This window comes from Bradyrhizobium sp. USDA 4353 (genome assembly GCF_054063215.1).
This window is the reverse complement of sequence record NZ_JBSSGB010000001.1, coordinates 6,122,089-6,146,273: the sequence shown is the minus strand read 5'-3', so window position 1 is coordinate 6,146,273 and position 24,185 is coordinate 6,122,089. Positions and strand designations below refer to the sequence as shown.

Genomic DNA, 24,185 nt, shown 5'->3' with positions numbered 1-24,185 from the left:
TTTGACAAAGGTTGTTGTTGCCTGACCGGGCGGCGGCGATCATGATGGCAGGGGGCCACAGAGGACGCGCATGCCGACTTTTTCTCAAAGCCTTGAACAATCCCTGCATCGTGCGCTGGCGATTGCCAACGAGCGTCATCATCAATACGCGACATTGGAACATCTCCTTTTGTCCTTGATCGATGACAGCGATGCAGCGGCCGTGATGCGCGCGTGCAGCGTCGACCTCGACAAGCTGCGCGGCAGTCTCGTCAACTATCTCGAAACCGAGTTCGAAAATCTGGTCACGGACGGCAGCGACGACGCCAAGCCGACCGCCGGCTTCCAGCGCGTGATCCAGCGCGCGGTGATTCACGTTCAATCGTCGGGCCGCGAAGAGGTGACCGGCGCCAACGTGCTGATCGCGATCTTCGCCGAGCGCGAAAGCCACGCCGCCTACTTCCTGCAAGAGCAGGACATGACGCGCTACGACGCCGTGAACTACATCAGCCACGGCATCGCCAAGCGCCCTGGTGTTTCCGAAGCGCGCCCGGTTCGCGGCGTCGACGAGGAGACCGAGACCAAGGGCAACGAGGACTCCAAGAAAAAGGGCGAGGCGCTGGAAACCTATTGCGTCAATCTCAATAAGAAGGCCCGCGACGGCAAGATCGATCCGGTGATCGGCCGTAACTCCGAGATCAACCGCGCCATCCAGGTGCTGTGCCGGAGGCAGAAGAACAACCCGCTGTTCGTCGGTGAAGCCGGCGTCGGCAAGACCGCGATCGCCGAAGGTCTCGCCAAGCGCATTGTCGACAGCGATGTGCCCGAGGTGCTGTCGGCCGCGACCGTGTTCTCGCTGGACATGGGCACCTTGCTCGCCGGCACGCGCTATCGCGGCGACTTCGAGGAGCGCCTCAAGCAGGTGTTGAAGGAGCTCGAGGCGCATCCGAACGCGATCCTGTTCATCGACGAGATCCACACCGTGATCGGTGCGGGCGCGACGTCGGGTGGGGCGATGGATGCCTCGAACCTGCTCAAGCCGGCGCTGGCCTCGGGCTCGATCCGCTGCATGGGCTCGACGACCTACAAGGAATATCGCCAGCACTTCGAGAAGGACCGCGCGCTGGTGCGCCGGTTCCAGAAGATCGACGTCAACGAGCCGTCGGTGGAAGATGCGATCGCGATCCTGAAGGGCCTCAAGCCGTACTTCGAGGACTATCACCGCCTGAAATACACCAACGAGGCCATCGAGGCCGCGGTGCAGCTGTCGTCGCGCTACATTCACGACCGCAAGCTGCCGGACAAGGCGATCGACGTGATCGACGAATCCGGCGCGGCGCAGATGCTGCTCGCCGAGAACAAGCGCAAGAAGACGATCGGCATCAAGGAGATCGAGACCACGATCGCCACGATGGCGCGGATCCCGCCCAAGAGCGTGTCGAAGGACGATGCCGAGGTGCTCAAGCATCTCGAGCAGACCCTGAAGCGCGTCGTGTTCGGCCAGGACAAGGCGATTGACTCGCTGTCGGCCTCCATCAAGCTGGCGCGGGCCGGCCTGCGCGAGCCGGAGAAGCCGATCGGCTGCTATCTGTTCTCGGGCCCGACCGGCGTCGGCAAGACCGAGGTGGCCAAGCAGTTGGCCGCGACCTTGGGCGTCGAACTCCTGCGCTTCGACATGTCGGAGTACATGGAGCGGCACACCGTGTCGCGTCTGATCGGCGCACCTCCCGGCTATGTCGGCTTCGACCAGGGCGGCCTCCTGACCGATGGCGTCGACCAGCATCCGCATTGCGTGGTGCTGCTGGACGAGATCGAGAAGGCGCATCCGGATCTATACAATGTGCTGCTGCAGATCATGGATCATGGCCGGCTCACCGACCACAACGGCAAGCAGGTCAATTTCCGCAACGTCATCCTGATCATGACGACGAATGCGGGCGCGGCTGATCTGGCCAAGCAGGCGTTCGGCTTCCACCGCTCCAAGCGGGAAGGCGACGACCACGAGGCGATCAACCGGCAGTTCGCGCCGGAATTCCGCAACCGCCTCGATGCCATCGTCTCGTTCGGCCATCTCCCGGTCGACGTGATCGGCATGGTCGTCGAGAAGTTCGTGCTGCAGCTCGAGGTCCAACTGGCCGACCGCGACGTCACGATCGAGCTGTCGGAACCGGCCAAGGCCTGGCTGATCCAGCACGGCTATGACGAGCAGATGGGTGCGCGCCCGATGGGCCGCGTGATCCAGGAGCACATCAAGAAGCCGCTGGCCGACGAGGTGCTGTTCGGCAAGCTGAAGAGCGGCGGTCACGTCCGCGTCGTGCTGGTCAAGGACGAGTCGGGCGTGGACGAGAAGATCGGCTTCGAGTTCGTCGACGGCCCGGTCTCGCCGAAGTCGGAAGTGCCGGCGGCGCGCAAGCGCAAGCCGAAGTCCGGCGGCAACGGCCCGAAGGGCCCGGCGCCGAAGGGGCCGCTGGTCAAGGCGTGAGGCCTGGATCATGTCAGTGATTGAAAAGGCCGGCTTCGCGCCGGCCTTTTTGTGTTTGAGCCTCTCTCCGTCAGGCCTCGGCTGTTGGACGGGAAAGTCTGGTCGAGGCACTTTCCGTCGCAGGCTGTGTCACCAAGTTTCGTAGGCTTCGGTTGTCCAATCAGTCTGGACAAGCGACCCGTCGCTCACGCCGCTGAATTGAGCGGCTTCGCGCGTTCGATCCGCTTGCGGTCACGGGGCGAATGCAAGGCATTCCACAGGTCGCTGCGGCGCTGGATGTTGAGCCAGAACTCTGCGCTGTTGCCGAATACGCGGGAGAGGATGAGGGCTGTGGCGGCGGTGACGTTACGCTTGCCGTTGCAGAGCTCGTTGACATGCTTGCGCTGCACACCCATCGCTGCCGCCAGCGCGGTCTGCGTCAGCCCGAGCGGCTGCATGAACTCCTCGACCAGGATCTCAGCCACCGTCGCCGGCTTGCGTTTGGTCATCAGCATGGGTGCGCTCACTCGTAGCTGTGGTCATCGAGATAGAGATCGGTCGCCTCGCCGCGGCCGCCGTGCCAGCGAAACACCAGTCGCCAGCGCTTGTTGACGCGGATGCAATGGAATCCGTCGAGATGGCCGCGCAGCTTCTCGAAGTGATTGCTCGGCGGTGACCGCAAATCACCGTCGGTGGTGGCATCGTCGATCAACTGGAGCTTCCGGAACAGCCGGTCCTCCAGATCCGCCGGAATCTTCTTTGACCTGACGTCGTCGACGAAGAACCGGTGCAGCCAATCATCCCGAAAGCTCACGATCATCGTGCCGCCCCGTTTGAGGCAGTGTACCACCCCGTGACACACCCCGCAATGCAGCTGCATGTCTGCCGGGGCACGTGACTAAAGGGGGAGTGCACCCGATCCTCAGCCAGGCCGGTGGTTGACGAGCATCTCGTGCTCAGGCCGGCTTGATGAAGAAGTACACTGTGAGCCCGCAGCCGACCGCGATGATGAAGCGGCGCACATAGGCCGGCGGAATGATCTGGCCGAGGCGGGCGCCGACGAAGCCGCCGAGCATGCCCGTGCACATCATGGTCAGCGTCTCCACCCAATGCACGCGGCCGGAGAAGGCGAAGATGAGCGAGGCCATGATGTTCATCAGCGCGGCCAGCCAGATCTTCAGCCCGTTCATGGCGCGGATGTCGCGCATCCCGTAGAACACCAGCGCGGCCAGCATGAGGATGCCGATGCCGCCGCCGAAATAGCCGCCATAGATGGCGATCACGAACTGCACGGCCTGGATGGTCAGCGGCCCGAGCCACGGCTTGCCGTCCTTCGGCGTGAAGCGCATGCCGAAGGCGAACACGGCGGTGGCGAACAGCAGGAGCCACGGGACCAGCCGGCTGAAGGCTGCCGATGGCGTCACCAGCAGCAGCACGGCTCCGAGCGTGCCGCCGACCAGGCTGATGATCGACAGCCGCACGAGGTCGCGGCGCCACGACGCTTCGGTGTCTCGCAGGATGTCACGGGAGGCGAAGGCGCTGACGAACTGACCGGGGCAGAGCGCAACCGTGCTCGACGCATTGGCGTCGATCGCCGGGATGCCGGCGGCGAGCAGAGTTGGGAAGGTCAGGAATGCGCCGCCGCCGGCGAGCGCATTGACGATGCCCGAGCCGAACGCGGCGAGCGCGAGCAAAGCGAGCATGGTCCAGTCCGTCGTCAAATCAGCTACTCGCCCTTCAGCCGCTGGCCGTCATGGATGCGGACATGCTCGGCGCCGCGCGCGCCGGCCGGCGACAGCCGGAGCATGCTGAGGAAGGCGCCGACCAGCGCGAAGCCGACGCCGGTCAGGAGCGACAGCCGCGTACCGCCCGAGGGATCAATCGCCAGGAACATGGCGACCAGCGCCGCGCCCGTGGTCTGGCCGAGCAGCCGCGCGGTGCCGAGCATGCCGCTGGCGCCGCCGGCGCGCTCGCGCGGGGCGGCCGCGATCATGGTGCGGTTGTTCGGGGTCTGGAACAGGCCGAAGCCGCAGCCCGCCAGCGCCATCCGCCACACGACGTCCCATGACGAGGGCTGTTGCGGCAGCAGCCCGAGCGCGCACAGCCCGGCCGCAAAGATGACGAGGCCGATGCCGCCGAGCAGGCCGGCTGGCACGCGCTCCACCAGCCGCCCAGCGATCGGCGCGGTCAGGCCGACCGCGATCGGCCACGGCGTGATCAGGAGGCCCATCTGTACCGGCGAATAGCCGAAATGCGTTTCGAGATAGAACGGGATTGCGACGAAGGCGAGCATCTGGCCGCAGAACGACGAGATCGATGTCGCTATCGACAGCGCGAACACGGGAATGCGCAGCAGGTCGAGCGGCAGCAGCGGCGAGGCCATGTGGGTCTGGCGATAGACCAGCCAGATGCCGGCGATGACGGCGACCACGAACTCGATGGCGCAGGTCACAAGTGCTTCGCCATGGCCGAGGCTGTCGACGGCGGCAATCAGGAAGCCGAAGGTCACCGCACTCAGCGCCGCGCTCTGCCAGTCGAACATGTGCGGCGCGCGGGGCGTCTGCGGCAGGAAGCGGAAGCCGAACACGAAGGTGACGATGCCGAGCGGCACGTTGATCGCGAACAGCCACGGCCAGCTACCGACCGCGAGGATGCCGGCCGCGATCGTCGGGCCCACCGCCGCGGACACCGCGACCACCATCGCATTGATGCCGATGCCGCGGCCGAGCAGCGCTTGCGGATAGGTGAAGCGCACCAGCGCCGAATTCACGCTGAGAATGCCGGCGGCGCCAAAGCCTTGCAGGATACGCGCGAGCGTCAGCAGCAGCAGGTTGTCAGCCAGCGCGCAGAACAACGAGGCAGCGGTGAACAGCACGAGGCCGGCGAGATAGACCCGGCGATAGCCGATGATCTCGCCGAGTGAGGCCAACGGCAGCAGAGAGATCGTGACCGCGAGCTGGTAGCCGTTGACGATCCAGATCGAGAAGGCGGGGCTGGCGTTGAGGTCGCGCGCGATCGTCGGCAGCGCCACATTGGCGATCGCGCCATCGACGACCGCGAGCACGATGCCGAGCGCGATCGTGACGATCGCCCAATTCCGCTGCGGCAGCGGCAGGCCGTCGGCGTGCATCATCGTGCTTGTTGAGGTCATTGCAGGGGCTCCAGCCGCAGCCGGGCCGCGGTTGAGGGACGGGCACGGGCAACTGCGCCGCACAATGCCCGTTCCATGTCGCCGAATGCAGCCCCGGCGTCAGCTTCGCTTGGGTCGGACCTGGATCGCCTTGAGATAATTGACCACGGCCTCGGCCTCGGGCCGATCGAACTGGAAGCTCGGCATGTCCTTGTGGATCGTCGAGAGGCCGGTCTGTAGCCGCTGAGCAAAATCCTCGTCATAGAGCTTGCTGTCACCGAAGGTCCTGAACGGGGGCGCGTCGGGATGCGGGCTGGCGCCGGTGGGACCTATCGCATGGCATTGGCTGCAAAGGCTTTGCAAGAGCGCTTTTCCTCGCTTCTGCTCGCTGTCCAGCGCATGGCTTGGATTGATCATGGTGCACAGCAACACCAAGCCTAATCCTGCTTGCATTCTCATGACGACTCTCAGCCGCTCCCGGCTACCAGCGGCCGGTCGCCTCCCCATAAGCGTAAAGCGCGACCAGGCCAATGGTCACGAGCGTGGATGCGATCAGGACGATCCGGTCCCAGCGCGGCGGATCGTCGTCGTCGCGGTTCAGCGCGAGCAACGTGTACAGGGCCTTCATGGCAAAGCGGCGCATGGCAACATCCTGGCGGCCGCCCCAGGCGCGGACGCGCTGCGGCGAGCTTAGCGCTTCGTCGCGCTGCGCCGCCACTCGCGCGGCGACAGGCCGAACTGCTCGCGGAACACGCGGCCGAAATGCGAGAGATCGTTGAAGCCCCAGGAAAACGCAATCTCGCTGATCTGACGATGCGCCAGCGCCGGCGAGCCGATGTCGCGGTGACATTGCTTCAGGCGCTCGGCCAGCACGTAGCGCTGGAACGACGTCTCTTCATCCGAGAACAGGTCGTTGACGTAGCGGGTGGACAGGCCGAGCTCGCGTGCGGCCTGCTGCAGCGACAGATCGGCATTGGAAAGTCGCGCGCGCACATGCGCCTTGATGCGATAGAGCAGCGCCGCGCGATGGCTGGAGGCGGGCAGGGGCTGCGTGCGAAGCCGCTCGGCCAGGGTCATGGCGACGAGGTCTGCGGCCTGGTCGGCCAGGCGCTCGGCATGCTCGGCTCCGATGTGGTCCGCGCGCTCGCACAGCTTGATGATGAAGTCGTAGGCGAGCGGCTGCAGCGCGCTGTCGGCGCCGAAGGTGATCGCCGTGACGGCCTCGGTCGCGCCGATCCGGCGCTGCAACATCTCGCGCGGCAGCTTGAACACGGTCTGCCGGAACGCGGCGTCGAACTGCAGCTCATAGGGCCGCGTGGTGTCATAGATCGCGAATTCGCCCGGGCGGATCACGGTGTCCCGGCCGTCCTGGGTCACGCCGCCGATCCCCTCGCGCCCGAGCGCGACCAGCACGTAGTCGGCATCTGCCCGGGCGATGCGCTGGGACGTCCGGTGCACGCGCTGCCGGTCGGACGCAACCTCGGAGCAGACCGCCGGCCCCAAGGTCGTGTGCGTGACCGCGCCGCGAAACGCGCTGCCGAGATCGGACGTGCAGTCGAGACCGACATAGACGTCGCAGACGATGTCCTGCCAAAGCGCCAGCCGGCGGTGACCCGGGCTTCCTTCCGTGGTGAACAGGACCGGCATCGCTCCGTCTCCCTCCGCAGCCGTGTTCGCGTGGATCGTCGGAAATGCAGCAAATTCCGGGCCGGCAGGGCATTCCTCAGCGGCCGCAGTCGAGTTTTCGTTCCGCCCAAGACGAGCGCGAATACGGGCCGAGGTCAATACTGCAGGCGAATGCGGCGCCGCGCGCCGCCGATCCGGCAGCAGGGGAGCTCACGCGATGGGACTGGCACATCCGAAATACAAGGTGGCGGTGGTGCAGGCGGCGCCGGCCTGGTTGGACCTGGACGGTTCGATCAAGAAGACGATCGCGCTGATCGAGGAAGCCGCCGACAAGGGCGCCAAGCTGATCGCCTTCCCGGAGGTCTTCATCCCCGGCTACCCCTGGCACATCTGGATGGACTCGCCGGCCTGGTGCATCGGCCGCGGCTTCGTGCAGCGCTATTTCGACAATTCGCTCGCCTATGACAGCCCGCAAGCGGAGGCGCTTCGCACCGCCGTCAGCAAGGCGAAGCTCACGGCCGTGCTCGGCCTTTCCGAGCGCGACGGCGGCAGCCTCTACATCGCGCAATGGCTGATCGGTCCGGATGGCGAGACCATCGCCAAGCGCCGCAAGCTGCGGCCGACCCATGCCGAGCGCACCGTCTATGGCGAGGGCGACGGCAGCGATCTCGCGGTGCATGAGCGTCCCGACATCGGCCGCATCGGCGCGCTGTGCTGCTGGGAGCATCTGCAGCCGCTGTCGAAATATGCGATGTATGCCCAGAACGAGCAGGTGCATGTCGCGGCCTGGCCGAGCTTCTCGCTCTACGACCCGTTCGCGCCGGCGCTCGGCGCCGAGGTCAACAACGCGGCGTCACGGGTCTATGCCGTGGAGGGCTCGTGCTTCGTGCTGGCGCCGTGCGCGACGGTCTCGCAGGCCATGATCGACGAGCTGTGCGACCGGCCCGACAAGCACGCGCTGCTGCATGTCGGCGGCGGCCATGCCGCGATCTTCGGCCCCGACGGCTCGATGCTGGTCGAGAAGCTGCCGCCGGAGCAGGAGGGGCTGCTGATCGCCGAGATCGATCTCGGCATGATCGGCATCGCCAAGAACGCCGCCGATCCGGCAGGGCACTATTCACGGCCGGACGTCACGCGGCTGCTGCTCAACAAGAAGCCGTTCAACCGGGTCGAGGGTTTCGCGCTTCCGGTCGACACCGTTGCGCCGACGGAGACTCAGGCGGCAGGGTGACCGGTTGCCTGCGTAAAGGCGGAGAGCGCGCGTCGGCCCACGCGGACGCGCTGCTGCACCATACCGGCGATATCGGCGAGGAACCGACCCGCAGCCTGTTGCTCCCAGATCAACAACGCGACCGAATCGATCGGGGATCCGAGATATTCAGGCCTAATCTTGTCCGTGATCGCCTCGACAGCTTGCGCTCGCCCTCAGATTGCTTCACGAATTCGTGGGCAAGGGGGGGAATCATGTTGGTTGAGTGGCGTAATCTCAGTCGTCTGGGTGTTCTGCTGGGTGCTCTGTGTCTTGGGGCCTGTGCGTCGAGCTCGGCCGACATCACCGCGACCTATGTGTCTCCCATGATCTTTCAGTCGTATAACTGCCAGCAGCTTGCGATGGAGGCGCAGAGCGTGTCATCGCGTGCGGCCATTCTCTCCGGGGCGCAGGATAAGCAGCGGACCAATGATACGATCGCGACCACCGCTGCCGTCGTGATATTCTGGCCGGCGGCATTTCTCGTTGGAGGCGATAAGCAGACAGCCGCCGAGTTGGCCAACATGAAGGGCCAGATGGTTGCCATCGAGCAGGCGTCGATCGCCAAGAAGTGCAATATTCAATTTCAAAGGCCCGAGCCGAAGCCCGAAGAAAAATAGGCCGTCAGCCGTCCGCGCTCGCTCGCTTCTTCAGGTCTCGTTCCCGCTCAGTTCAACAGCATCAGCTGGAGCTGCCGCGCAGGCCCCGTGCGATCACCTTCTGCGCATCGAACTCGGCGCGCCGGCGCGCGAGCTCCTCGGGCGCGAGCAACGCGGGATTGCTATAGTCGCGCTTCCAGCCGTGATCATCACTCCACTGCAAGGGCGACTGCACGGTCGTCCGTGCAGCCGGTGCGCTCTCGAGAACGTCGAGGGCGAGCTCCAGCGTGAACGCTTGCGACGCCGGGTCGTGCGGCTTGCCGGCGGCATTGCCGAGCGGAAAGTCCGAGAACAGAAAGCGCGGTGCCGCCGCGTGCTCGACAATGTCCTTGGCGCAGCCCATCACGATCGTCGCGATGCCGTTGGCTTCGAGATGCCGCGCGACGAGGCTCACGGTCTGATGGCACACCGGGCAGTTCGGCACCAACACGACAGCGTCGATCTCGTCAGCACGGCAGCGCGCGAGAATCTCCGGCGCATCGGTCTCGATGGTGACGCGCTGGCTGCGGTTGGTGGGCGCGCCCAAGAAGCGCGGCCCGACCGCGCCGATGCGGCCCTCGCCGGCGAGCCGGATCAGCTGCGGCAGCGGAAACCAGGTGTTGGAGTCGGTGGCCGTCGTGTGCGTCCGATCATAGGCGATGTGCGAGATGCGCAGGTCATGCGACGCCGACGTATCCCCGTCATAGACGGAGTAGAACTTGGCGCCGCCATTATAGGGCGCGCCGGGACCCTGATCGCCCTTGGCCGGATCGAAAGGTGCGGCCGTCGTGACGATCGTGACGCGCGACTGCGCGAGCGGCTTGCGCAGCCGCTGGAATGGCGCTGAAGTGTAGTGCGCCCAGCGATACGGCGTGTCGTAGCCGATGGCGAGGTAATAGTCGCGGGTGCGCGCCATATAGGCCAGCGGTGCTGCGTCAACCGGCGCGAAGCTGAGTGGATCGTCCGAAGGCCCTGTCATCGGTCGCTCTCCTGAAGCCGTCGTGGATTGCTAACGGGGCAGCGGTCCGTGTCAAGGCGCCGCACTTTGGAACCCAAAGGGCGCTCAAGCTTTGTCTGTCGGCATTTGGATCGCCGGCCGCCACGCCGGCCGTTTTTCATCGTTTGCATGCATATCCCGATCCCGGCTCTCAGCGTCGCTATCTGTCTCCTGGTCGCGTCGATCGGGAGCGTGGCCGCTAATGAAGGCGAGACGGTGTGGCCGCTGGTGGACGGGGCGCCTCCGGCCCAGGAGGAGGTCAAGGACGCTGCGGCAAAGTCAACCGATCCGAAGGAGAGCGGCACGCGCGAGGCGATCTGCCTGATGATCGAGTCCGCCGCCAAGTCCAACGACCTGCCGCTCGAATTCTTTGCCCGTGTGATCTGGCAGGAGAGCCGCTTCCAGAGCGATGCGGTCGGACCGGTCACGCGCAGCGGCCAGCGCGCGCAGGGCATCGCCCAGTTCATGCCGGGCACCGCGAGCGAGCGCGAGCTGCTCGATCCGTTCGATCCGGTGCAGGCGCTGCCGAAATCGGCGCAGTTTCTCGCCGAGCTGCGCGATCAGTTCGGCAATCTCGGGCTCGCTGCGGCGGCCTATAATGCCGGCCCGCGCCGCGTGCAGAACTGGCTCGCCGGCAAGGGCCAGATGCCGTGGGAGACGCGCAACTACGTCTCGGCCATCACGGGCACGTCGATCGACGAGTGGGCGACCGCCGGCAAGGGCGGCAAGATGCCGCCGAGCGCGCGGCCGACATCATGTCATCAATTGATGGCGCTGCTGAAACGCGCGCCCAACCCGTTCGTCACCCAGCTGGAGCAGCATGTCGCTGTGTCCGCCGCGAAATCGTGGGGCGTGCAATTGGCGGCCGGCTTCGATCGCAACAAGGCGCTGTCGATGTATGCGCGGGCGATCAAGGGGCTCGGCTCCGTGATCGGCGATCGCGATCCGAGCCTGCTGTCGTCTGTCATGCGCACACGCGGCAATCGCGCCTTCTACCAGGTGCGGATCGGCGCCGACACGCGCGGCGAGGCCGACGCGCTGTGCAACCGCATCCGCGGCGCCGGCGGTGCCTGTTTCGTGCTGCGCAACCGCGCCTGAGGGCCGGCGACTTGCATCATGTGCAGAGCCGCGCGCGTGCCGTGGCGGTTGACGCCGGGCCGTTTCGCAAGCCTTATCGCGATCCGTTTCGCTGGGACTCCCGTGACGCTTCCTCCGCTCGATTCGCCGCAATGGCATGGTTCTGCGCGCGCCTTCGGCTGGGGGCTGCGGGCGACGTCGGCGACCATTCTGTCGGTCGTGCTGTTCGTCACCTTCATCGGCATCGGCGCGCTCGCCCACGATACGCATTTCAGCATGCTCTGGGCGATCCTCTCGACCGTCCTGGTGTGGGCCGGGCCGGCGCAAATCATTCTGGTGTCGACGCTCGGCTCCGGCCAGACGATTCTGCAATCGGCCATCGCGGTCACGATGAGCGCGATCCGGCTGTTTCCGATGGTGGTGGCGGTGCTGCCGCTGATCCGCGAGCCGACGACCAAGCGGCGGCATCTGGTGCTGATCGCGCATTTCACCGCAGTCACGCTGTGGGTTGAATGCTATCGCTTCCTGCCGCATGTGCCGCGCGAGCGCCGCATCGCCTTCGTCCACGGTCTCGGCAGCGGCCTGATGGGGGTGGCGCTGGTCGCGACGATCATCGGCTATCTGCTCGCCGCCAACCTGTCGCAGACCTTCGGCGCCGCCGTGCTGCTGCTGACGCCGCTCGCGTTCCTGTTCTCCACCTTGCGCAATGCCAAGGAGCTCGCCGACGTGCTCGCGCTCGGCCTCGGCCTCGTGCTCTATCCGTTAGCCGCGAAGCTCAACAGCGGCCTCGACATCCTGGTCAGCGGCGTCGTCGCTGGTACGATTGCCTTCGCCGTCCACAAATGGCGCGAGCGGCGGGAGGCGGCATGAGTGACTTCATCGGCGATTGGCATGCCTTGGTGGTGCTGCTGGTCGCGGGCGTCATCCCCAACCAAATCTGGCGCTTGCTGGGCCTGTGGTTCGGCAGCGGCCTCGACGAAGGCTCGGACCTGCTGATGTGGGTCAAGGCGGTCGCGACCGCGATCCTGGCCGGCGTCATCGCACAGATTGTCGTCCAGCCGCCCGGTGCGCTCGCGAGCGTCCCCTGGGGCCTGCGCTATGGTGCCGTCGCGGCCGGCCTGGCGGCCTTTTTGACGACCCGCCGCTCGATCTTCGCCGGCGTCGTCTGTGGCGAGGCTGTCATGCTGGCTGGCAAATGGTGGCTCGGCTGAGTTGCGCGACCGCAATTGCGATGCCGCCGCGTTCGGCTAGATTGCGGGGAGATCTGAGGATTTCGAGATGACCACTGATGCCGATCTCCGCCCGGGCGAAGTCGCGATCGACGCGCCACAGCCACGCGACGCGGCTTTGTCCTTCATCGGCCGCATCCGCACGCCCTGGACCTCGCGGCTGGAAACGCCACGGCAGGGCAGCTTCGAGGGCCCGGTGTGCCGGCTCGAAATCTTCGAGCCCTGGGTGCCGGCGCTGCAGGGCATCGACGGCTTCAGCCATCTCCAGGTGCTGTATTGGCTCAACCGCGCGCGCCGCGACCTCGTCAGGCAGAGCCCGCGCCACCATGACGGCGAGACGCGCGGCACCTTCGCGCTGCGCTCGCCGGTGCGCCCCAATCCGATTGGCGTCTCCACCGTCCGCTTCGTCGCGCTTGAGGGCAGCACCGTGCTGGTGCGTGGCCTCGACTGTCTCGACGAGACGCCGCTGATCGACCTCAAGCCGGATCATTGCGTGTTCACGCCGGGTGCGAGCGAGGTCAGCTGATTGGCGCATGATCTGCTGCGCTTTGTGTTGCGAGAGCCCCATCCCGATACTGGCGTGGCGGAAGGAATTTTCCGCGAGGCCTATCGTCTTCGCGACGACCCCAATACCTCGTTGCAGGATCGTTCCGAGTTGCAGACTCTGCTGGCCTGGCTTGAAGAGAACCTTGCGGTGCCGCGTCGATTCAACCGTACCACGTCGAAGGGATATTACCGCAGGCGTACGGCTAGCGTGTCGTGGCTCAAATCAACGGCCGCCGAGCATGTCGCGAAGATGCACGAGCTCGGCCGCGTTCTCGCCCGGAGCGGCGTTTCGGTGAGCCAGATCAGGACCGACCGACCCGGCTACGTGATCTTCGAGGACGAGTACCAGGTCGTCGCCGAGCCGTTTCGCCGGGAGCCGGAGGGCAGGATGAAGTCCGTGAAGTCAGATAGCTAGATCCATTTCATGCTGCACCGTTTCGTCCGCCAGACGTGCTACTCAAGCCGGCAGGTCGGCCAACCAGGATTTGAGATGTGAGCAAGCGGCCGCAGAAGACCGTGACGGCTCTGGATGCCATCACCGCCGACCTCGTCGCCGTGCTGGTGGCGGTGACCGATGGGCAGCCGAGGATCATGACCATCGAACACGCTGCGGCTCTGCCGAGCGGCCCGTTTCAGTTCGGTCACCGCTCGCTGCAAACGGGCTTGCGCGCCTGGGTGGAGGCGCAGACCGGGCATCCCCTGGGCTATGTCGAGCAGCTCTACACCTTCGCCGATCGTGGTCGCTCGGGTGACCCCGACTCGCCGCACCGCATCTCCATCAGCTATCTCGGACTGACGCGCGAGGAGGAGGGCCGTAAAGGAGCGGATGCGCAATGGTCGTCGTGGTACGACTATTTTCCGTGGGAGGACCATCGCGATGGTGATCCTGCCATCTTGTCGAAGATCATCGCGCCGAAGCTGAAGGCGTGGGCGCGGTCCGCCGATGAGCCGGCGCTGCAGAAGACGCGGTGGCGGCGCGCCGCCATCACCTTCGGCCTCGACGGGCGCGAGTGGAATGAAGAGCTGGCGCTGCAGCGCTACGAACTGCTGTACGAGGCCGCACTGATCCCGGAGAGCGTGCGTGAGAAGGGCGGCGAGGCGGCCGTCCCCGGCCGCGCCATGACAGGCGATCACCGGCGCATTCTCGCCACCGGCATTGCCCGGCTGCGCGCCAAGATCAAATACCGGCCGGTCGTGTTCGAGCTGCTGCCGGACGAATTCACGTTGCTGCAACTGCAACGCAGCGTCGAGGCGCTGGCCGGCCGGCTGGTCCACAAGCAGAACTTCCGCCGTCTCATCGAGCAGCAGGAACTCGTTGAGGAGACTGGCGCAATGGCCGCTGACACCATCGGGCGGCCGGCCAAGCTGTTCCGCTTCCGCCAGGGCGTTCTGGCCGAACGGGCCGTCGTCGGAACCAAGCTGCCGCTCTCGCGCTCGTGATCTCCGGCCCTTGACACGACTTATGCTCAGGATAAGTATAAACCATCTTATGCTCATGGAGAGTATAAATGGCCGAGCTTGTTCTGCCTGCAATCGCGCCGAATGAAGCGCTGTCTGATCGTCTGCGGCGGGTGATCCCGCCGCCGGAATGGGCCGTCTACCAAGAAGATGTGGAGGCCATCCTGGCGCTCAAGCGTCGGCGCAATGCCGTGGTGCTCGCGCACAACTATCAGACGCCCGAGATCTTCCACGGCGTCGCCGACATCGTCGGCGACAGCCTGCTGCTGGCGCGCGAAGCGACCAAGGTCGATGCCGAGGTGATCGTGCTCGCCGGCGTGCACTTCATGGCGGAGACCGCCAAGCTGCTCAATCCTGAGAAGACGGTGTTGATCCCGGACATGGAGGCAGGCTGCTCGCTCGCGGAATCCATCACCGCTGACGATGTCCGGCTGATGCGCGCGCGCCATCCCGGCGTGCCGGTGGTTGCCTATGTCAACACGTCCGTCGCGGTGAAGGCGGAGTCCGATGTCTGCTGCACCTCGGGCAATGCACTGGAGATCGTGGAGTCGCTCGGCACGGATCACGTCATCATGCTGCCGGATGAGTATCTGGCTCGCAACGTCGCGGCGCAGACGAAGGTGAGGATCACGGCTTGGGAGGGCCACTGCGAGGTGCATGAGCGCTTCAGCGCCGAGGATGTCCGCACGCTGCGCGACAATCATCCTGATGTCACCGTACTGGCGCATCCGGAGTGTCCGCCCGAGGTGGTGGCGGAAGCCGACTTCGCCGGATCCACCGCTGCGATGTCTGATTTTGTGGGCATGAAGCGGCCGGCGCGGGTGGTGCTGCTGACGGAGTGCTCGATGAGCGACAACGTCGCGGTGATGTATCCGGACATCGAGTTCGTCCGGCCCTGCAATCTGTGCCCGCACATGAAGCGGATCACCTTGAAGAACATCCGTCATGCGCTCGAGACCAACACGCATGAGGTGACGATCGATCCAGGGATGGCCGAGCGCGCGCGGCGTTCGGTGGAAAGGATGCTGGCGCGATGAGTATCAACCTGTCTGACCTCGCAGGTCGTCCCGTGATCATCGGCGGCGGTGCCGCTGGTCTGATGACAGCACTTGCGCTCGCACCAGAACCGGTCGTGCTGCTGTCGAAGTCTCCGCTCGGCGCGGAAGCGTCCAGCATGTGGGCGCAGGGCGGTCTCGCCGCCGCTGTCGGTCGTGACGATGATCCGGCGCTGCATCTGGCGGATACGATCGCGGCAGGCGCGGGCCTTTGCGATGAAGCCGCGGCGCGCCGCATCATCGACGCAGCGCCGGCGGCGGTCGCTCGCCTTGCGCAACTCGGCGTGGCGTTCGACCGCGACGCCCAAGGTCGCTGGCGTCTCGGCCTGGAGGCCGCACACAGCCGCAAGCGGATCGTCCATGCGACCGGCGACGGCACCGGGCGCGAGATCATGCGCGCGCTGATCGCAGCCGTCAGGCGATGTCCTTCGGTGACGCTGCTCGAAGGCGTCGAGGCGCGCCAGCTGATCGTCGAGGAAAACATGCTCCAAGGCGTGCTCGCGGTCCGCGGCGAGGAGCCGCTCGTGCTTGCCACGACGCGGGTCGTGATCGCGACCGGTGGCATCGGCGGCCTGTTCCTCGACAGCACCAACCCTTCCGGTTGCTTCGGCCAGGGGCTGGCGCTGGCGGCGCGGGCAGGGGCCGTGCTGTCCGATCTCGAATTCGTGCAGTTTCACCCCACCGCCTTCGACGGCCCGTCGCGGCCGCTGCCGCTGCTGACCGAGGCGATCCGCGGCGACGGCGCGGTGCTGATTGACGAGACCGGCACGCGCTTCATGGCCGGCGAGCCGGGCGCGGAATTGGCGCCGCGCGACGTGGTGGCGCGGGCGGTGTGGCGTCACCGCGCAGCCGGACACCGGACGTTCCTCGATGCGCGGGAGAAGCCGGGCCAGGCGTTCGCCGCGCGTTATCCGGTGATCAGCGCGTTCTGCCGCATGGCCGGAATCGATCCGGCGATCCATCCCATCCCTGTGCGGCCGGCCGTGCACTACCATATGGGCGGCATCGCGGTTGATGCGATGGGCCGCAGCTCCGTCGATGGCCTGTGGGCCTGCGGCGAGGCCAGCCGCACCGGTCTGCACGGCGCCAACCGCCTCGCCAGCAACTCGCTGATGGAAGCCATCGTCTGCGCGCAATGGGTGGCCGAGAGCGTGGCCGGCACGCTGCCGCGCGCAGCCAAGCCCGGAGAAGCCGCAGCAATCCCCGCCGTATCCAATCCCGCAGCGGTACGTCCGCTGTTGTCCGATGCGCTCGGCGTGTTGCGCGACCGCGATCGCATGGCTGCCGCAATCCGCAGCCTGCTGCCGCTGGCGCTGGGAGCAGATGCCGCGGCCGATCCAGCCCTGGTCGGCCTGATGATGACGGTCGCAGCCTTTGCGCGCGAGGAGAGCCGCGGCGGCCATTGCCGCAGCGATTGTCCGGACACGCTGCCCATCGCGCAGCCGTCCCGCTTCACATTGTCCTCGGCAGTCGCCGCCGCGCAGGAGATTGCCGAGGCCGAGCGTCCCTCTCTCAGGAGCGTCGTATCATGACCCTCAATCCTCTCTCGCCCTTGCTCTATGAGCCGCTGGTGCGCATGGCGCTGCTGGAAGATCTCGGCCGCGCCGGTGACATCACCACGGACGCGATCGTGCCCGCCGAGCAGCGTGCGTCTCTCAAGCTGCGGGCTCGCCAGCATGGCGTGATCGCCGGGCTCGAGGTCGCGCGCTGCGCCTTCCAGACGGTCTCGCCCGAGGTCCGCATGGAGATCATCCGCGGCGATGGCAGCGTCGTCGCGCCTGGCGACCTCATCGCCACCATCAGCGGCCCGGCGCGAGCGCTGCTGACCGGCGAGCGCACAGCGCTCAACTTCCTCTGCCACCTCAGCGGCGTCGCCACCGCGACGGCGTCGCTGGTCGCGGCGGTGAAGGGCACGCGGGCGCAGATCGTCTGTACCCGCAAGACGACGCCAGGGCTGCGCGCGCTGGAGAAATATGCGGTGCGCGCCGGGGGTGGCGGCAATCATCGGTTCGGGCTCGATGATGCCGTGCTGATCAAGGACAACCACATCGCTATTGCCGGCGGCATCGAGGCGGCGATCACGAGGGCCAAGGCTCATGCCGGCCATCTCGTGAAGATCGAGGTGGAGGTCGACAATCTGGCGCAGCTCGAGGAGGCGCTGGCGCTCGGCGTCGATGCGGTGCTACTCGACAACATGACGCCCGCGGAGCTCGAGCGCGCCGTCGGCATGGCCAGAGGCAAGGCCATCACCGAGGCCTCGGGCCGGATCAATGTCGACACTGCGCCCGCGATTGCCGCTGCGGGTGTCGACCTGATCTCGGTCGGCTGGATCACGCATTCGTCGGCCGCTCTGGACATCGGGCTCGACGATGCGTGAGCCATGATCAGCCCTTGAGCGCCGCGATCAGCTTCGCGGCGTTCTCCTCCAGCACCTTCGGATCCTCCTTGCGGCTCGCCGGCGGGAGCAGGGAATCTCCGTTGTGGCGCGGCATGATGTGGACGTGGAGGTGGAACACCATCTGGCCGCCGGCGTGCTCGTTGAACTGCTGCACGGTGATGCCGTCGGCGGCGAACGCGGTCTTGGCGGCACGGGCGATCGTGCGCACGGCGCGTCCGACGTGGAGGTAGTCCTCCTCGGTGATATCCAGGATGTTGCGGGCCGGGGCCTTGGGGATCACCAGCGTATGGCCGGGGACGCGGGGCATGATGTCGAGGAAGGCCAGCACGTGGTCGTTCTCGTAGACCTTCACGCTAGGAAACTCGCCGCGCAGGATCTTTGCGAACGGGTTGTTGGGATCGTAGGCGGTCATCGGCAAATTCCTTCAGCGGTTCCTCTGGCTCGCCTTACTCTCATTGGCCCGTGCCGCCGGTCAAGATTGCTCGTCCATGCCTTTCCGGAACGGGCCGGATTCGGCGAGCTCGCGGCCGGCCTGCTCGACATAGGCGCGCTCGCGCTTGAGATAGTCGTCGATGGCGCGGCGCAGGCCGCGGTCGGCGATGTAGTGAGCGGAGTAGGTGGTCTGCGGCAGGTAGCCGCGCACGATCTTGTGCTCGCCCTGCGCGCCCGCTTCGACCACGGCGAGCTTGTGCTGGATCGCAAAATCGATCGCCTGGTAGTAGCAGACCTCGAAATGCAGGAACGGGTGGTGCTCGATGGCGCCCCAGTTGCGGCCGAACAAGGTGTCCGAGCCGATGAAGTTGATGGCGCCGGCGATCCAGCGGCCGTCGCGCTTGGCCATCACCAGCAGCACGTCCTGGGCCATGCTCTCGCCGATCAGCGAGAAGAACTTGCGGTTGAGATAGGGCCGGCCCCATTTGCGCGAGCCGGTGTCCATGTAGAAGTCGAAGAACGCGTCCCAGGCATCTTCGGTGATATCCTTGCCGGTCAGCCAATGGATGGTGATGCCGGGAGCCAGCGCATCGCGCCGCTCGCGCTTGATCGATTTGCGGTGGCGCGAGTTCATCGTCGCCAGGAAATCGTCGAAGCTGGAAAAACCCTGATTGTGCCAGTGGAACTGCTGGTCGGTGCGCTGCAGGAAGCCCTGCGCGGCGAGCATCTCCCATTCGGCTTGGCGAGCGAAGGTCACGTGGACCGAGGAGGCCTCGCTGATCCCGCACAGCGCCTTCAAGCCCTGGGCCAGCGCATTGCCGATCACGTCCTTGTCCTGGTCGGGACGGATCAAGAGCCGCGGCCCGGTGGCCGGCGTGAACGGGATGGAGACCTGGAGCTTCGGATAGTAACGCCCGCCGGCGCGCTCATAGGCGTCGGCCCAGCCGCGGTCGAAGACGTACTCGCCCTGTGAATGCGACTTCAGATAGCACGGCACGACGCCCAGGACCTCGTCGCCCAGCTTCGCCACGAGATGCCGCGGCGCCCAGCCGGTGCGGATCGTCGCCGAGCCGGAGGCTTCGCAGGCAGATAAAAAGGCGTGGGAGACGAACGGGTTGAAGGAGGGGCCGCAGGCGGCGGATGAGCCGGGCGCGAGGCGGCCGGCGGGATTGGCGCAGGCGTCCCAGGCGGCGGCCGGGATCTCGGAGATCCCCGGAACGGCTTCGAGCGTGATCTCAGGTGAGGCCATCGAACCCTTGCAAAAGACACCGGCAGGGAACGCTCAGCGGACGCGTCCGGATTGCCTTGCTTCCAAGATCGTGCATCGCAGCACCGACTTCAAGGCCGGCCTCACGTCTCCGGCGTAAACCCTTCGAAGATCATCTGATCCGCGTATCGCGCGGCGGTGGCGCGCTGCTCGGGGGTACGGACGGTCCAGGTCAGCAGCGGGCAGCCGAACACGTTGCGTGCGATCCAGGGCGCGGGGGCAGGCAACTGCTGCACCCAATAGGCAACGAAATGCGGCTGCGTGCTCATGCCGTGCTTGAGATGCAGCATGCTGTCACGCTGCGCCTGGGTGAGCTTGGCCCAATAGCCGTCCTCATAGCTGCGCTGGGCGACGATGCCGCGGGTCAGCGTCGGCATGGTCTCGCGCAGCGCCAGCACCTGGTCCGGATCGAACGACACATCCCGACCACCGGGCCGGAATAGGCCGACAATACCTCCGCCATGCGCCGGACCAGCCGGCGATCGCCCTGAAACGTGCTCTTGAGCTCGACCACCAGCGGCACGCGTCCGCCGATGAGGTCACAGAGGTCCTTGAGCGTCATCATCCGCTCATCGGTCTGCTTGAAGCGGACAGCCTTCAACTCGGCCGCCGTCTTCTCGATCAGCAGGCCGGAGCCTTCGGTGAGCCGGCCCAGATCGTAGTCGTGATGCACCATCGCCTCGCCGTCGGACGACAGCTGGATGTCGCATTCGATGGCGAAATTGCCGGCGACGGCGCCGCGCGCGGCGGCCGGCATGTTCTCGATGATGCCGCGGCTCGCATCATGCAGGCCGCGATGGGCGACGGGGCGAGCCGTCAGCCAGTCAGGTGCGCGCATTCGCCCCGTCCATTTTGCTGGCGCATGATCTCGCCGGAAAACCGCTTCACACTTTTCCGGATCATGCGCGCTCGATCATTCAACCTCGAACACGCCTTCGACTTCCACCGCCGCATCCGACGGCAGCGACGACACGCCGACCGTGGTGCGGGCATGGCGGCCCTTGTCGCCGAAGGCGGCGACCATCAGGTCGGAGGCGCCGTTGAGCACCTTCGGTCCGTCGAGGAAGTCGGGCGCCGAGTTGACGAACCCGCCAAGACGGACCACGCGCACGACCTTGTCCAGGTCGCCGATGGCGGCCTTCACCTGCGCCAGCAAATTGACGCCGCAGCCCTTGGCGGCCGCATAGCCGTCCTCAAGCGAAACGTTGTAGCCGAGCTTGCCGGCCGCGATCAGCTTACCGTCGCCGCCCAGGCAGACCTGGCCCGAGACGAACAGCAGGTTGCCGGTGCGCACGAACGGGACATAATTGGCGACCGGCGCCTTCGGTGCCGGCAAATTGATGCCCTGTGCCGCCAAGTTCTGTTCAACCGTACCCGCCATCTGAAATCCCCATTCTGTCGCGAGAGCGCCGGTCCCGTGCCGGACCGCGGCCCTGTTTGGCGCAGTTGCCAGTGACATGCAAGCAGCCAGCGCGAGCGCGAATTCGCCGCCTGGAGCGCACGTTTCCGTGAGCCAGCCGCAGTTGCGACGTAATGCAGCGGTCTCTAATGTGACGCTTTAACGATACGTTCCCCGAGGAAAACTCATGGCTCATTCGTTTCGACTGTCGATGGGAGCGCTCGCTGTCGCGGCGATCACGTTCGGTCCGGCGCAAGCCGGAGCCGGGGTGCCGTTCCTGCCACATCAGGCGCTCTATGAGCTGAGCCTGCTCAAGTCGCGCGGCTCCAGCCCGGTCAACAGCGCCCGCGGCCGCATCCTCTACAATTTCTCCGGCAATGCGTGCACCGGCTACACGTCGGACTTCCGCCAGGTCTCCGAGCTCGATCTCGGGGAGGGCAAGACGACCCTGAGCGACCTGCGCTCGACGGCCTGGGAGGACGGCGCCGGCAAGAGCTATCGCTTCAAGATCGACTCGCGCATGAACGACCAGGCCTCCAGCCCGGTCGACGGCATGGCCGAGCGCACCGGCGACCACATCACCGTCAAGCTGAAGCAGCCGGAGGCGAAGACCTTTACGCTCGACGGCTCCACCGTGTTTCCGACCGAGCAGATCCAGCGCATCATCGCCGCGGCACGCGAGGGCAAGTCGCTGCTCGAATTGTCCGTCTACGACGGCTCCGACAATGGCGAGAAGGTCTACAACACGCTGACCGTGATCGGCGCGGCCGTGCCGGGCGACAAGGCGGCCGCCAAGCCCGATGCCTCGACCGACAACAGCGAGATGAAGGCGCTGACGCGCTGGCCGGTCACCGTCAGCTATTACGACCGCGACGCCAAGCGCACCGAGGGCGAGCAGACGCCTGTTTATGCGATGTCCTTCGAGCTGTACGAGAACGGCGTTTCGCGCGCGCTCGTGCTCGACTACAACGACTTCGTCATCGCAGGCTCGCTCGGCAAGTTCGACGTCAAGGACACCAAGGACGTGAAGGCCTGCAACAACTGACGCGGGCGTCATTCCATCTGCTCCGGCCCGTCATAGGCGATGCCGCGGATGACCGCGGCCTGGCCGAACTTCTTGCGTAGGGCATCCATCGCGCGCTCGGCCGAGGCCGAGCGGCGGTCGAGCATGTCTGTGTCTGACGCCTCGGAGCCCGGGCGGAGCGCGCTGACGCCGGCCCCCATGAGGCGGAACGCCGTGCCGTCGGTCTCGCGCGCCAGCATCTCCTTGCAGATCGCGAAGATCTTGCCGGCAAGCTGAGTAGGGGCCGCGATCGATTGCGAGCGGGTGCGCTGGCGGAAATCTGCGGTCTTCAGCTTGAGGGTGATGGTCGAGCCGGCGAGCTGGCTCGCCTTCAGCCGCGCCGACACTTTCTCTGATAAGCGCCACAGCAGCTTCTCCAGGGTGGCGTAGTCACGGATGTCGGTGTCGAAGGTGGTCTCGCTGGAGATCGTCTTGGCGCCGCGATCGGCCACCACCTTGCGGTCGTCGATGCCGCGCGCCAGCCGCCACAGCCTTCGGCCGTCGCCGCCGAACTGCTTCATCAGTTCGATCTCGTCGGCGCGCTGCAAATCGGCGATCAGACGAAATCCGTGGCTTGCCAGCCGCTGCTGGGTGGCGGGGCCGACGCCGAAGATGAAGCCGACCGGCTTGTCGGCCAGCAACGTCACGGCCTCGTCCTGGTCGAGCGCGGCGAAGCCGCGGGGCTTGTCGAGATCGGAGGCGATCTTGGCCAGGAACTTATTGCAGGACAGACCGACCGAGACGGTGATGCCGATGTCGCGCTCCACATCGCGGGCGAACCGCGCCAGCACTTTCGCCGGGATCATGCCATGGACCCGGTCGGTGCCGGCGAGATCGAGGAACGCCTCGTCGATCGACAGCGGCTCGACCAGCGGGGTCAGCGCCTGCATCGCCTGGCGGACCTCGCGGCCGACCCGGACATATTTCGCCATGTCGGGGCGAATCACCACTGCGGAGGGGCACAGCTCCAGCGCCTTGAACATCGGCATCGCCGACCTGACGCCATAGGTGCGGGCGATGTAGCAGGCGGCCGAGACCACGCCGCGCTTGCCGCCGCCGATGATGACCGGACGGTCGGCGACCTCGGGATTGTCGCGCTTCTCGACCGTCGCATAGAAGGCGTCGCAGTCGATATGGGCGAGCGTCAGCGCCGGCAGGGTGCGGTGGCGGACCAGCCGTGGCGAGCCGCAGGCGGTGCAGCGGCGCGCGCGGCCATCGAGGTCCGTCAGGCAATCGCGGCAGAAGCCGGTCGGCCCGGCCGCCGCGCGCGAAGCACCCTCTGGCGCGGGCATGGTCACGGCACGTCGCGCTCCCACTGGCGGTCGCCCAATACCTGCCGCGCGGCCATGATATTGGTGGGATGTAACTTGGAGTGGGCGGCAAAAGCCTTTACCGTTTCATCGTCGCGCAGCACGAAATCGAGCACGCTGGCCAGGAAATTCGGGTCGGCCGCCGAGGAGCGCAGCGTCTCCGGCCCAATCCCGGTCTCGGCCAGGAATCGGCCGATGCGCTCGGGTTCCCCGGCCAGGAAAGAAAGGGCCTGAACAGCAACGATTTCAGCCACTTCGCGCGGATTTTGAGAACGCTTTTTCAACGGGAGATTTGCCTTTCCATTAACTTGTCGTCTCTACTTTGCGGGCCAACATGCCCGAGTCTTCGGAGCCGGTTCAAGCAAGTGGAAACCATCTCGGGCAAAGATGGAATACCGACTTAACGGCTTTGAACGAATCTGGGTCTAGTTTGAATTAGATCAGTAGCGGTGGACAGGCGTCCGCCAGAGGACATGCCGGTGTCAGTGATTCGGAGGGGCGGATGGGCAAGACCGTCCTGATCGTGGAGGACAATGAGCTCAACATGAAGCTCTTTCGCGATCTGTTGGAGGCCCACGGATACCAGACGTCCGGCACCTCCAGCGGCGTGGAGGCGCTCGACATCGTTCGCAAGACGCGGCCCGACCTGATCCTGATGGACATTCAGCTGCCGCAGGTCTCGGGGCTGGAAGTGACCAAATGGATCAAGGACGATCCGGATTTGCGCGCGATCCCGGTGGTCGCGGTGACGGCTTTTGCCATGAAGGGCGACGAGGAGCGCATCCGCGAGGGTGGCTGCGAAGCCTATCTTTCTAAGCCGATTTCGGTCGGAAAATTCATAGAAACCGTGCGACGTTTTATCGGCTGAGGA

The 24,185-nt window shown here is 65.9% G+C and carries 27 protein-coding genes and 1 pseudogene; 14 read left to right on the top strand and 14 right to left on the bottom strand.

The window, feature by feature from the left end; genetic code table 11:
* Positions 1-70: 70 nt before the first annotated feature.
* Positions 71-2,461 carry an ATP-dependent Clp protease ATP-binding subunit ClpA gene (gene clpA / locus ACVILH_RS27965; RefSeq protein WP_456715758.1) on the top strand — a complete coding sequence of 797 codons (2,391 nt, stop codon included), beginning with the start codon at positions 71-73 and terminating at the stop codon, positions 2,459-2,461.
* A gap of 185 nt (positions 2,462-2,646) precedes the next feature.
* Here clpA and ACVILH_RS27960 read toward each other — a convergent pair whose 3' ends face one another.
* The 7 genes from ACVILH_RS27960 to ACVILH_RS27930 all read right to left on the bottom strand — a co-directional run bounded on the left by ACVILH_RS27960 (position 2,647) and on the right by ACVILH_RS27930 (position 7,217).
* Positions 2,647-2,955, bottom strand: coding sequence for a HigA family addiction module antitoxin (locus ACVILH_RS27960; protein WP_456715757.1), 309 nt, complete (start codon positions 2,953-2,955; stop codon positions 2,647-2,649).
* Between the two features lie 8 nt (positions 2,956-2,963).
* Positions 2,964-3,260 carry a type II toxin-antitoxin system RelE/ParE family toxin gene (locus tag ACVILH_RS27955; RefSeq protein WP_316217842.1) on the bottom strand — a complete coding sequence of 99 codons (297 nt, stop codon included), beginning with the start codon at positions 3,258-3,260 and terminating at the stop codon, positions 2,964-2,966.
* 136 nt (positions 3,261-3,396) lie between these two features.
* On the bottom strand, positions 3,397-4,143 hold the full coding sequence (locus ACVILH_RS27950; RefSeq protein ID WP_456715756.1) for a sulfite exporter TauE/SafE family protein: 747 nt from the start codon (positions 4,141-4,143) through the stop codon (positions 3,397-3,399).
* Between the two features lie 23 nt (positions 4,144-4,166).
* Positions 4,167-5,591 carry an MFS transporter gene (locus tag ACVILH_RS27945; RefSeq protein WP_456715755.1) on the bottom strand — a complete coding sequence of 475 codons (1,425 nt, stop codon included), beginning with the start codon at positions 5,589-5,591 and terminating at the stop codon, positions 4,167-4,169.
* A 99-nt stretch (positions 5,592-5,690) separates the two neighbouring features.
* Positions 5,691-6,029, bottom strand: a complete 339-nt coding sequence (locus ACVILH_RS27940) for a c-type cytochrome (protein ID WP_456715754.1) — start codon at positions 6,027-6,029, stop codon at positions 5,691-5,693.
* A 22-nt stretch (positions 6,030-6,051) separates the two neighbouring features.
* A complete protein-coding gene (locus tag ACVILH_RS27935; protein WP_456715753.1) occupies positions 6,052-6,213 on the bottom strand; it encodes a hypothetical protein in 162 nt (53 codons plus the stop codon).
* Between the two features lie 47 nt (positions 6,214-6,260).
* The gene (locus tag ACVILH_RS27930; RefSeq protein WP_456715752.1) at positions 6,261-7,217 is read right to left on the bottom strand and encodes an AraC-like ligand-binding domain-containing protein; all 957 of its coding nucleotides are present in this window, start codon (positions 7,215-7,217) and stop codon (positions 6,261-6,263) included.
* A gap of 196 nt (positions 7,218-7,413) precedes the next feature.
* Between ACVILH_RS27930 and ACVILH_RS27925 the strand changes: the two genes are divergently transcribed.
* Positions 7,414-8,427 carry a carbon-nitrogen hydrolase family protein gene (locus ACVILH_RS27925; protein WP_456715751.1) on the top strand — a complete coding sequence of 338 codons (1,014 nt, stop codon included), beginning with the start codon at positions 7,414-7,416 and terminating at the stop codon, positions 8,425-8,427.
* Complete coding sequence (locus tag ACVILH_RS27920) at positions 8,424-9,065, top strand: hypothetical protein (protein WP_456715750.1); 642 nt, start codon at positions 8,424-8,426, stop codon at positions 9,063-9,065. Before ACVILH_RS27925 ends, ACVILH_RS27920 begins: the two co-directional genes overlap by 4 nt.
* 61 nt (positions 9,066-9,126) lie before the next feature.
* On the opposite strand, the gene ACVILH_RS27915 is transcribed toward ACVILH_RS27920, so the two are convergent.
* A complete protein-coding gene (locus ACVILH_RS27915; RefSeq protein WP_456715749.1) occupies positions 9,127-10,062 on the bottom strand; it encodes a glycine reductase in 936 nt (311 codons plus the stop codon).
* 147 nt (positions 10,063-10,209) lie between these two features.
* On the opposite strand from ACVILH_RS27915, the gene ACVILH_RS27910 reads away from it, so the two are divergent.
* From ACVILH_RS27910 to nadC, 9 genes are all read left to right on the top strand, one after another.
* Positions 10,210-11,178, top strand: a complete 969-nt coding sequence (locus ACVILH_RS27910; protein ID WP_456715748.1) for a transglycosylase SLT domain-containing protein — start codon at positions 10,210-10,212, stop codon at positions 11,176-11,178.
* 102 nt (positions 11,179-11,280) lie between these two features.
* Complete coding sequence (locus ACVILH_RS27905; protein WP_456715747.1) at positions 11,281-12,027, top strand: AzlC family ABC transporter permease; 747 nt, start codon at positions 11,281-11,283, stop codon at positions 12,025-12,027.
* Positions 12,024-12,368 (top strand): AzlD domain-containing protein, encoded by a 345-nt coding sequence (locus ACVILH_RS27900; protein ID WP_456715746.1) that lies wholly within the window; start codon positions 12,024-12,026, stop codon positions 12,366-12,368. The genes ACVILH_RS27905 and ACVILH_RS27900 overlap by 4 nt, the downstream gene beginning before the upstream one ends.
* Before the next feature lie 67 nt (positions 12,369-12,435).
* Positions 12,436-12,912, top strand: a complete 477-nt coding sequence (tsaA, locus tag ACVILH_RS27895) for a tRNA (N6-threonylcarbamoyladenosine(37)-N6)-methyltransferase TrmO (protein ID WP_456715745.1) — start codon at positions 12,436-12,438, stop codon at positions 12,910-12,912.
* A complete protein-coding gene (locus ACVILH_RS27890) occupies positions 12,913-13,347 on the top strand; it encodes a hypothetical protein (RefSeq protein WP_456715744.1) in 435 nt (144 codons plus the stop codon). It begins immediately after the preceding gene.
* 77 nt (positions 13,348-13,424) lie between these two features.
* Positions 13,425-14,372: an NUDIX hydrolase gene (locus tag ACVILH_RS27885; protein ID WP_456715743.1), complete on the top strand. Its 948-nt coding sequence runs from the start codon at positions 13,425-13,427 to the stop codon at positions 14,370-14,372.
* Positions 14,373-14,440: 68 nt separating this feature from the next.
* Positions 14,441-15,427, top strand: a complete 987-nt coding sequence (nadA, locus tag ACVILH_RS27880) for a quinolinate synthase NadA (protein ID WP_456715742.1) — start codon at positions 14,441-14,443, stop codon at positions 15,425-15,427.
* On the top strand, positions 15,424-16,977 hold the full coding sequence (locus tag ACVILH_RS27875) for an L-aspartate oxidase (protein WP_456715741.1): 1,554 nt from the start codon (positions 15,424-15,426) through the stop codon (positions 16,975-16,977). The genes nadA and ACVILH_RS27875 overlap by 4 nt, the downstream gene beginning before the upstream one ends.
* Complete coding sequence (gene nadC / locus ACVILH_RS27870; RefSeq protein ID WP_456715740.1) at positions 16,974-17,822, top strand: carboxylating nicotinate-nucleotide diphosphorylase; 849 nt, start codon at positions 16,974-16,976, stop codon at positions 17,820-17,822. The genes ACVILH_RS27875 and nadC overlap by 4 nt, the downstream gene beginning before the upstream one ends.
* A 7-nt stretch (positions 17,823-17,829) precedes the next feature.
* On the opposite strand, the gene ACVILH_RS27865 is transcribed toward nadC, so the two are convergent.
* From ACVILH_RS27865 to ACVILH_RS27850, 4 genes and pseudogenes are all read right to left on the bottom strand, one after another.
* Complete coding sequence (locus ACVILH_RS27865; protein ID WP_456715739.1) at positions 17,830-18,255, bottom strand: HIT family protein; 426 nt, start codon at positions 18,253-18,255, stop codon at positions 17,830-17,832.
* A 60-nt stretch (positions 18,256-18,315) separates the two neighbouring features.
* Positions 18,316-19,524 carry a GNAT family N-acetyltransferase gene (locus ACVILH_RS27860; protein WP_456715738.1) on the bottom strand — a complete coding sequence of 403 codons (1,209 nt, stop codon included), beginning with the start codon at positions 19,522-19,524 and terminating at the stop codon, positions 18,316-18,318.
* A 101-nt stretch (positions 19,525-19,625) separates the two neighbouring features.
* Positions 19,626-20,380, bottom strand: a pseudogene (locus tag ACVILH_RS27855) (glycerophosphodiester phosphodiesterase).
* 75 nt (positions 20,381-20,455) lie between these two features.
* A complete protein-coding gene (locus tag ACVILH_RS27850; RefSeq protein WP_456715737.1) occupies positions 20,456-20,923 on the bottom strand; it encodes a RidA family protein in 468 nt (155 codons plus the stop codon).
* A 205-nt stretch (positions 20,924-21,128) separates the two neighbouring features.
* Between ACVILH_RS27850 and ACVILH_RS27845 the strand changes: the two genes are divergently transcribed.
* Positions 21,129-21,986 (top strand): cell envelope integrity EipB family protein, encoded by an 858-nt coding sequence (locus ACVILH_RS27845; protein ID WP_456715736.1) that lies wholly within the window; start codon positions 21,129-21,131, stop codon positions 21,984-21,986.
* 8 nt (positions 21,987-21,994) lie between these two features.
* Here the strand turns inward: ACVILH_RS27845 and ACVILH_RS27840 are convergent, their stop codons facing one another.
* Together ACVILH_RS27840 and ACVILH_RS27835 are read right to left on the bottom strand one after the other, a co-directional pair.
* Positions 21,995-23,296, bottom strand: coding sequence for a DNA polymerase IV (locus tag ACVILH_RS27840; protein ID WP_456717092.1), 1,302 nt, complete (start codon positions 23,294-23,296; stop codon positions 21,995-21,997).
* A 2-nt stretch (positions 23,297-23,298) separates the two neighbouring features.
* Positions 23,299-23,598 carry a DUF3572 domain-containing protein gene (locus tag ACVILH_RS27835; RefSeq protein WP_456715735.1) on the bottom strand — a complete coding sequence of 100 codons (300 nt, stop codon included), beginning with the start codon at positions 23,596-23,598 and terminating at the stop codon, positions 23,299-23,301.
* A 218-nt stretch (positions 23,599-23,816) separates the two neighbouring features.
* Here ACVILH_RS27835 and ACVILH_RS27830 point away from each other — a divergent pair, with 218 nt between their 5' ends.
* The gene (locus ACVILH_RS27830) at positions 23,817-24,182 is read left to right on the top strand and encodes a response regulator (protein WP_006611250.1); all 366 of its coding nucleotides are present in this window, start codon (positions 23,817-23,819) and stop codon (positions 24,180-24,182) included.
* Positions 24,183-24,185 lie beyond the last annotated feature (3 nt).

Excerpts from the sequence above, each read along its gene's own strand:
- nadA (WP_456715742.1), top strand. The coding sequence starts at position 14,441 with ATGGCCGAGCTTGTTCTGCCTGCAATCGCGCCGAATGAAGCGCTGTCT.
- ACVILH_RS27950 (WP_456715756.1), bottom strand. The coding sequence starts at position 4,143 with ATGCTCGCTTTGCTCGCGCTCGCCGCGTTCGGCTCGGGCATCGTCAAT.
- ACVILH_RS27930 (WP_456715752.1), bottom strand. The coding sequence starts at position 7,217 with ATGCCGGTCCTGTTCACCACGGAAGGAAGCCCGGGTCACCGCCGGCTG.
- ACVILH_RS27945 (WP_456715755.1), bottom strand. The coding sequence starts at position 5,591 with ATGACCTCAACAAGCACGATGATGCACGCCGACGGCCTGCCGCTGCCG.
- clpA (WP_456715758.1), top strand. The coding sequence starts at position 71 with ATGCCGACTTTTTCTCAAAGCCTTGAACAATCCCTGCATCGTGCGCTG.
- ACVILH_RS27830 (WP_006611250.1), top strand. The coding sequence starts at position 23,817 with ATGGGCAAGACCGTCCTGATCGTGGAGGACAATGAGCTCAACATGAAG.
- ACVILH_RS27840 (WP_456717092.1), bottom strand. The coding sequence starts at position 23,296 with ATGCCCGCGCCAGAGGGTGCTTCGCGCGCGGCGGCCGGGCCGACCGGC.
- ACVILH_RS27935 (WP_456715753.1), bottom strand. The coding sequence starts at position 6,213 with ATGCGCCGCTTTGCCATGAAGGCCCTGTACACGTTGCTCGCGCTGAAC.
- ACVILH_RS27955 (WP_316217842.1), bottom strand. The coding sequence starts at position 3,260 with ATGATCGTGAGCTTTCGGGATGATTGGCTGCACCGGTTCTTCGTCGAC.
- ACVILH_RS27860 (WP_456715738.1), bottom strand. The coding sequence starts at position 19,524 with ATGGCCTCACCTGAGATCACGCTCGAAGCCGTTCCGGGGATCTCCGAG.
- ACVILH_RS27850 (WP_456715737.1), bottom strand. The coding sequence starts at position 20,923 with ATGGCGGGTACGGTTGAACAGAACTTGGCGGCACAGGGCATCAATTTG.
- ACVILH_RS27915 (WP_456715749.1), bottom strand. The coding sequence starts at position 10,062 with ATGACAGGGCCTTCGGACGATCCACTCAGCTTCGCGCCGGTTGACGCA.
- ACVILH_RS27845 (WP_456715736.1), top strand. The coding sequence starts at position 21,129 with ATGGCTCATTCGTTTCGACTGTCGATGGGAGCGCTCGCTGTCGCGGCG.
- tsaA (WP_456715745.1), top strand. The coding sequence starts at position 12,436 with ATGACCACTGATGCCGATCTCCGCCCGGGCGAAGTCGCGATCGACGCG.
- nadC (WP_456715740.1), top strand. The coding sequence starts at position 16,974 with ATGACCCTCAATCCTCTCTCGCCCTTGCTCTATGAGCCGCTGGTGCGC.
- ACVILH_RS27940 (WP_456715754.1), bottom strand. The coding sequence starts at position 6,029 with ATGAGAATGCAAGCAGGATTAGGCTTGGTGTTGCTGTGCACCATGATC.
- ACVILH_RS27910 (WP_456715748.1), top strand. The coding sequence starts at position 10,210 with ATGCATATCCCGATCCCGGCTCTCAGCGTCGCTATCTGTCTCCTGGTC.
- ACVILH_RS27900 (WP_456715746.1), top strand. The coding sequence starts at position 12,024 with ATGAGTGACTTCATCGGCGATTGGCATGCCTTGGTGGTGCTGCTGGTC.
- ACVILH_RS27925 (WP_456715751.1), top strand. The coding sequence starts at position 7,414 with ATGGGACTGGCACATCCGAAATACAAGGTGGCGGTGGTGCAGGCGGCG.
- ACVILH_RS27960 (WP_456715757.1), bottom strand. The coding sequence starts at position 2,955 with ATGCTGATGACCAAACGCAAGCCGGCGACGGTGGCTGAGATCCTGGTC.
- ACVILH_RS27865 (WP_456715739.1), bottom strand. The coding sequence starts at position 18,255 with ATGACCGCCTACGATCCCAACAACCCGTTCGCAAAGATCCTGCGCGGC.
- ACVILH_RS27875 (WP_456715741.1), top strand. The coding sequence starts at position 15,424 with ATGAGTATCAACCTGTCTGACCTCGCAGGTCGTCCCGTGATCATCGGC.